Genomic DNA, 3,525 nt, shown 5'->3' on the forward strand with positions numbered 1-3,525 from the left:
CCTACATATTCCCCTGCTACACCAGTAGACCGCAACGGTATTTGCTGACCATTGCACAAAACTACATACCTAGACCCCAAACTATCCTGATTTGGCGAATCTCCCATTGCCCCTCGCAATATTACCTGCATCCGCTCCATCGAATCATCCACATAACGTGCTGTTCCTCCACCAGTTGTTTCCTCTCCCAAAACGTGCCAAGGTTCCATTGCATAACGTAATTCCAACTGCAAACTATTCCGCACCATTTCCCCAATGACGGGAAAACGAAACTCAAAAAACGGCGCAAACCACTCAAATTCAAACTCAAAACCCGCCGACTGTAAATTTTCAATTACCTTTTGCAAATCTTCCCCGATATAATGAGGTAGAAAAAAGCGGTCGTGCAACATCGTACCCCAGCGAATTAAATCTCGATGATAAGGTTGTTCCCAAAACCATGCCACCAAACTCCGAATTAATAACATTTGCAATAAACTCATTCTGGCATGAGGAGGCATCGCAAAACCCCGAAATTCCAACAACCCAAATTGACGACGTGGATTTTCCACCGGAAACAATTTATCAATACAAAACTCGGTGCGGTGAGTATTTCCCGTAACATCTACTAATAAATGACGTAACAAACGGTCTATTAATTCTGGTGCAACTTCCTCTCCTGGTTGTAACTCCTGAAAAGCAATTTCCAACTCATACAAACTTTCATGTCGTGCCTCATCTATTCTGGGTGACTGACTAGTCGGACCCACAAATAAACCAGAAAATAGATAAGATAAGCTAGGATGATGTTGCCAATATGTAATTAGACTCCGCAATAAGTCTGGTCGTCGTAATAGAGGACTTTCCGACACACTTTTTCCACCAATAGTAATATGTGACCCTCCACCAGTACTTATCCGGCGACCATCTAACTGATATTTCTCGGTTCCCAAACGACACAAACGCGCCTCTTCATATAAATTTGTCGTAATTTCCACCAACTCATCCCAATTTGCAGCGGGATGAATATTTACTTCTATCACTCCTGGATCTGGGGTAACTTGAAACCCATCTATTCCAGAATTCCCAGGAGGAGTGTAACCTTCAACTATTACAGGAATTTTCACTTGCTTTGCCGTATCTTCAATGGCAGCAATCAAATCTAGATAACTCCTAGCAGAAGTCATCGGTGGAATAAATATATGTACTTTTCCCTGTCGTGCTTCTGTAGTTAATGCCACCCGAATAGAATTTTCTGGAGCTTCACAAAAGGCAGCATTTGGTGTTGTGGGTGGATAGTTTATATCAACAGTTGCTTCCGGTTCCAAATTTTCTGCCCAAGAAATTGAACTTAGTGGTAAACGAAATCCTAATGGCGAGTCACCAGGGAGCAAATATAATTTAGTTTCTGGCAGTTGCCAACGACAACTACTCCAATGTAGATTTTCATTTTTCAACACTGACAAAATTGGTAAAACATAACCCGCAGGTGTTTCTGTTTCTTGTTCGTAAGCAGGAATGATGCAACTTGAATTAACACCTAACTGTTGGACAATAGTTTCTATGAAAAATTCTGCTTCCTTCCGAGTATGACCATAATCTTGATTATCCTCTGCAATGAGAGAGCGATCGCCCCAAATAGGAACCCCATCTTTGCGCCAATAACATCCTAATGCCCACCTTGGCAAAGCTTCACCGGGATACCATTTGCCTAAACCATAGTGCAATAGTCCTCCACTTTTGGCAAACCTTTTTTCCAGACGATCTAACAACTCTCCCGCAAGTCGTCGTTTGTCATCTCCCAACGCTTCTACTCGCCATTGGGGTGATTCAAAATCATCAATAGAAATGAAGGTTGGCTCCCCTCCGGTGGTTAACCCCAAACCCCAACGTCTTAGTTTTTCTTCGACTTCCCGACCAAGAGTGTTAATGTTTTGCCATTGCGTTTCGGTATAAGGTTTGGTTGCTCTGGGTTTTTCTTGATAGCGAGAAACTGTAACGGAAAATTCCAGGTGAGACTCAGAAGGTTCGGCAGTGCCTCGTACTGGGTTTGCTGCACTGGGTTCGGGAGTACAGACTAGGGGAATGTGACCTTCTGCGGCTAAAAAACCAGAGGTGGGGTCTAGACCAATCCAACCAGCTCCTGGTAAATAAACCTCGGCCCAAGCGTGTAGGTCTGCATTGTCGGATTCTGGGCCAGGGAGGCCGTCAAGAGGTGGGATATCTTCTTTTAGTTGAATTAAATACCCGGAAACAAACCGAGATGCTAAACCATAGTGACGTAATATTTGTACTAATAACCAGGCTGTGTCTCGACAGGAACCGATTTTTTTCTTGAGTGTTTCTTCACAAGTTTGAATGCCTGCTTCTAGTCGAATTTCATAGGTAATATCTTGAGCCAGTTTTTGGGTAATAAGATGAATAAAGTTTGTGGTGTAAGTTGTTGTTTGTCGGTTTTGTTCTATCCATTCCTGGATTAAGTCCCCTGATTCACTGATTTCTAAAAATGGGATTAGTTCTTTGTTTAGCTTGTTTTCATAAGCAAAAGGATATTTTTCTGCATAATTTTCTAGGAGAAAATCAAAGGGATTTATTGGTTTTAGTTCGGCTATTATGTCAACTTCTATTTTGAGTTTATTTGTTCTTTGAAGAAAGTTTACTTTGTTAATAAAATTACCGTAGATATCTTGTTGGCAAGTAATTTGATGTTCTTGAGGTTCAATTTTTAGTGAATAATTTTGAATGGGGGTACGACAATGAGGAGAAGGTCGTAAGCCTAATAAATGCGGACCTAGAATAATCGGGCGGTCAAAATTATAAATAAGTTGATGATTGAGACTTACTTTTATTGACATTATTATTTCTGCTGTGAAAATAGTTCAATTTCATCATAAATTTTCTATGTTCATATTAGCATATAATTTTACTACAAATAGGAAAATATAGTTGACTTAAATTTATGATAATTTCTAATTGCTATATGCAAATTTTCTCCCAAATATTGATGAATGAAATAACTGAAAATTGACAACTTTGATTTAGGCTCAATAGTAAGGATATTGGTTAGTTATTGATAGAATTTTTATAGATAAATAACCACTACTATAATTACTTTCATGGAGAAAACAATGAATCCTAATACTGTTGAGTATACTGTGCAATTAGCGGTGTTAGCCTCTCTTGTAGATGGTCAGGCCAGCGACCAAGAGAAGGGTCTAATTGTAGAATTAGTCTCCCACCATCTCAGATTTCCACAAGAGCAAGTAGGACAAATGCTAGAGCGTTGGTTAAATATTTATAAGGAGCAAGGAGTCGGGACTAATCCTAGAGCTGCTATACATTTTGCTTGTCAGGCATTGCAACCTCTACAATTTAGAGACCAACATATAGCTTTTTATATATGCGATTGTGTAGTTCGTAGTGATTGTGGAATAAGTCCTCAAGAAAACTGTTTTATCCGAGATTTATCACGATTAGTATTTTCTTAGTGATTAGAGCTTTGTTTAATCCAACAAGAAATTAACATTATTCCCCACGATAATCTTT

Annotated in this window: 2 protein-coding genes; one reads left to right on the plus strand and one right to left on the minus strand. The window is 39.6% G+C overall.

Annotated features, from left to right (window positions below):
- Window positions 1–2,834 (minus strand): transglutaminase family protein (locus AC3DU7_RS28760; RefSeq protein ID WP_488042677.1); only part of this gene is annotated, 2,834 nt, incomplete at its 3' end.
- Between the two features lie 273 nt (window positions 2,835–3,107).
- Between AC3DU7_RS28760 and AC3DU7_RS28765 the strand changes: the two genes are divergently transcribed.
- Window positions 3,108–3,467, plus strand: coding sequence for a tellurite resistance TerB family protein (locus AC3DU7_RS28765; RefSeq protein WP_488042678.1), 360 nt, complete (start codon window positions 3,108–3,110; stop codon window positions 3,465–3,467).
- The last annotated feature ends 58 nt before the right edge of the window (window positions 3,468–3,525 follow it).

It is taken from the genome of Okeania sp., from assembly GCF_983059655.1.